The organism is Mycobacterium sp. (assembly GCF_032162105.1).
Lineage (GTDB): Bacteria > Actinomycetota > Actinomycetes > Mycobacteriales > Mycobacteriaceae > Mycobacterium.
In genome coordinates this window covers 1-2802 of the sequence record NZ_JAVRPS010000575.1, presented here as the reverse complement: position 1 = coordinate 2802, position 2802 = coordinate 1, and the positions used below count along the sequence as shown (strand labels likewise).

At 69.5% G+C, this 2802-nt stretch carries 3 protein-coding genes and 1 pseudogene; all 4 read left to right on the top strand.

The features are described 5' to 3' along the window. Positions 1-196: pseudogene (locus QOC69_RS29325) on the top strand (dihydrodipicolinate synthase family protein); the annotation flags it as partial. A gap of 17 nt (positions 197-213) precedes the next feature. Next, positions 214-1332 (top strand): acyl-CoA dehydrogenase family protein, encoded by a 1119-nt coding sequence (locus QOC69_RS29320; RefSeq protein ID WP_526446030.1) that lies wholly within the window; start codon positions 214-216, stop codon positions 1330-1332. After that, positions 1332-2324: an acyl-CoA dehydrogenase family protein gene (locus tag QOC69_RS29315; protein ID WP_526446029.1), complete on the top strand. Its 993-nt coding sequence runs from the start codon at positions 1332-1334 to the stop codon at positions 2322-2324. Before QOC69_RS29320 ends, QOC69_RS29315 begins: the two co-directional genes overlap by 1 nt. Next, positions 2321-2802 (top strand): enoyl-CoA hydratase/isomerase family protein (locus QOC69_RS29310; protein WP_526446028.1); only part of this gene is annotated, 482 nt, incomplete at its 3' end. The genes QOC69_RS29315 and QOC69_RS29310, both read left to right, overlap by 4 nt.

The following is a 2802-nucleotide window of genomic DNA, read 5'->3' as shown; positions in this document are numbered from 1 at the left end:
CAGCCGCCGCTACCAGGCCCACCCTGCCCGGCCGGGCGCGTTCACCCACTGGGGCGCGGGGTTCAAGTTCGGCGCCTCCCTGCTCGGCCTGCCCGTCGGCGATTACCCTTCGCGGCCGCCGCAGACGCCCTTTCCCGACGACCTCAAGGGCCCGATCCGGGAGGCGTACGCCGCGTCCGGGTTCATCACCACCTGAAGAACGGAGCTTGTGGCGTGGAGGTGGGCGAGTTCCGCGACGGTGTGCGGGCCTGGATCAACGAGCGGGGTCATGAGCTAATACCCCCGCTGGGCGACGACAGCGTCGACGCCCAGCTTGATCACCAGCGCCGGGTCCAGCGGCTGCTCTTCGACGACGGCTGGATGCGGTGGGGGTGGCCGCAGCGCCTCGGCGGCTTCGGGGACTCGCCGATCCTTCGCGCCGTACTCGGCGAGGAGCTCACCAGCCGCGCTCTGGTGCACACCACGTCCTGGTCGATGCACGAAGTCCTGGGGCCGGCTGTCGCGGAGTTCGGCCGCCCCGAGGTGGTCGAAGAGATTTTTCCCCGGTTGCTTCGCGGCGACGAGTTCTGGTGCCAGGGGTTTTCCGAGCCCGATGCCGGCAGCGATCTGGGGTCGCTGCGAACGACGGCGCGCCCGCACCGCGACGGATGGCTGCTCAACGGCGAAAAGCTGTGGACCAGCTTCGCCCAGCGCGCCACTCGCTGCGTTGTGCTGGCCCGAACCGGGCAGTCGGGGTCGCGCGGCGTCAGCGCGTTTCTGGTGGACATGGACACCCCCGGCGTCACCGCGAGCCCGCTTCGGACGATGGCCGATGTCGATGAGTTCTGTTCGACGTCGTTCGTCGATGTGGAGGTACCGGCGCAGCGTCTGCTGGGCGACATCGACTGCGGCTGGCAGGTGGCCCAGTTCATTTTGTCGTGTGAGCGAGGTCCAATCTTTTGGCAACGCGGCGCGTGGTTGGGCCACCACCTGGGCATGCTGCTGGACGCGGTGCACGACGCGGGATCGCATGCGGTGCTCGGCGAAGCGTATGAGCTGCTCTGGGCGTTCCGGGCGCGCTCGAAAAGCACCCAGGATCGCATTGCCCGCGGGGTTCTGCCCGGGCCGGAGGCCTCCGTCGACAAGATCATGATCGCCGCCGCCGACCAGGCGGTGTTCGATGCCGCCCGCGAGGTGCTGGCCGGCACGATCGAAACAGATGACTCGCCGGTCGGACGGGCGTGGCGGCGGGAATGGGCCTACTCGCGTGCCGCGACGATCTACGGAGGCACCAGCGAGATCCAGAAGGACATCGTGGCGAGCCGCCTGCTCGACCTGCCCAGGGGCGCCTGATGGAGGCACCGGCGATCCAGGCCGCTGAGCGGGAATTGATGTCGGAGACCCTGCGTCGGCTTGCCGAGGAGTTCGACGGCACGCAACTCTCTGAGGCGCTCGACGATTTCGGGTTCGCCGACCTGCTGACCGAGGAGCCGCGCGCGGCGGTGTCGTCGCTGTTCGACGCCGCCGGGCGCACCGGGTCGATGCCGGCGGCGTTTCAGGATGTGCTGCTGGCGCCGCTATCCGGTGTGCTCGACGACATCACGCCCAGCCAGAGCGTGGTGCTGCCGGCGGCCGGCGCTCAGCTCGCCGGCTCGCTCGACGGCGAAGCCGTGTCATTGCGCGGACTGGTCATCGGCGCGCGCCCCACCACGGCGTTTCTGGCGCCGGTGGCGATGGATGGTCAGACGGCGTGGGTCCGGGTGGCTGACCCGTCTGCCCTCTCGACCCGGACGGTGGCAGGTCTGGATCCCGCGCTGGGGATGGTTGAGGTGAGCACCAACGCTCTGCGCGCGACAGTTCTGTCGGCGGGGCCGGCGGCGGTCGCAGGCTGGGATGCGGTGGTCACCGCGGGCCGGCGCGCGCTGGGATACCAGATCGTCGGGGCCACCACCCAGATGCTGGATCTGGCTGTGGAACATGCGAAGGTGCGCATGCAGTTCGGCCGGCCGATCGGCTCCTTCCAGGCGGTGCGCAACCGGCTCGCCGACACCTATGTCGCGCGGGAGGCCGCCGCGGCGGCGCTGGAGCTGGCGTGGCAGGCAGACGACGAGTATCTCGCGGGCATGCTGGCGAAATCCCTGGCGGGACGGGCGGCGCGGATCGCAGCCACCCATTGCCAGCAGGTGCTCGCGGGTATCGGCTTCACCGCAGAACACCCGTTCCACCACTTCTTGGCCCGTGCCCTGGTACTGGATTCGGTGTTGGGCTCAGCCACCGAACTTCGCAGCGCGATTGGCGCCAAACTGGTTGCGGCCGCAGCGATCCCGCGGCTGGTGGAGCTGTGAGCGTCGACGATCCGTTCCCAGCGCTTGCTGAACCGGCGGTAACGGTGCGTCGTGACGGACCCGTCGCGGTGCTGACGCTGTCGCGGCCCGCCAAAGCGAACGCGATGGACGGCGAGATCACCGACGCGCTGTTGCACGCCGTTCGATCGCTCCGCGACGACGGCGACGTGCGCGCCTTGGTGCTCACCGGGGCGGGCAGGTCGTTCAGCGCCGGCGGCGACATCGAGACGATCCGGGAGATGCGGGAGGACCGCGCGGTTCGCGACGCGATCCTCGAGTCGCACCAGGAGTTGTTCTGGACAATGAGCAGGCTGCCGTTCTGCAGCGTCGCGGCCGTCAACGGTGCAGCGGTGGGCGCCGGGGTCACCGTCGCGTTGCTGTGCGACCTCGTCGTGATGGCCGAGGACGCGTTTCTGTCGGATCCGCGAGTCGCTCTTGGGCTCCTTGACGGCGCCGGCGGAATCCTGTTGTGGCCGTT

Bases quoted from the DNA above. Each gene is read 5' to 3' on its own strand.
- QOC69_RS29315 (WP_526446029.1), top strand. From the start codon at position 1,332: ATGGAGGCACCGGCGATCCAGGCCGCTGAGCGGGAATTGATGTCGGAG.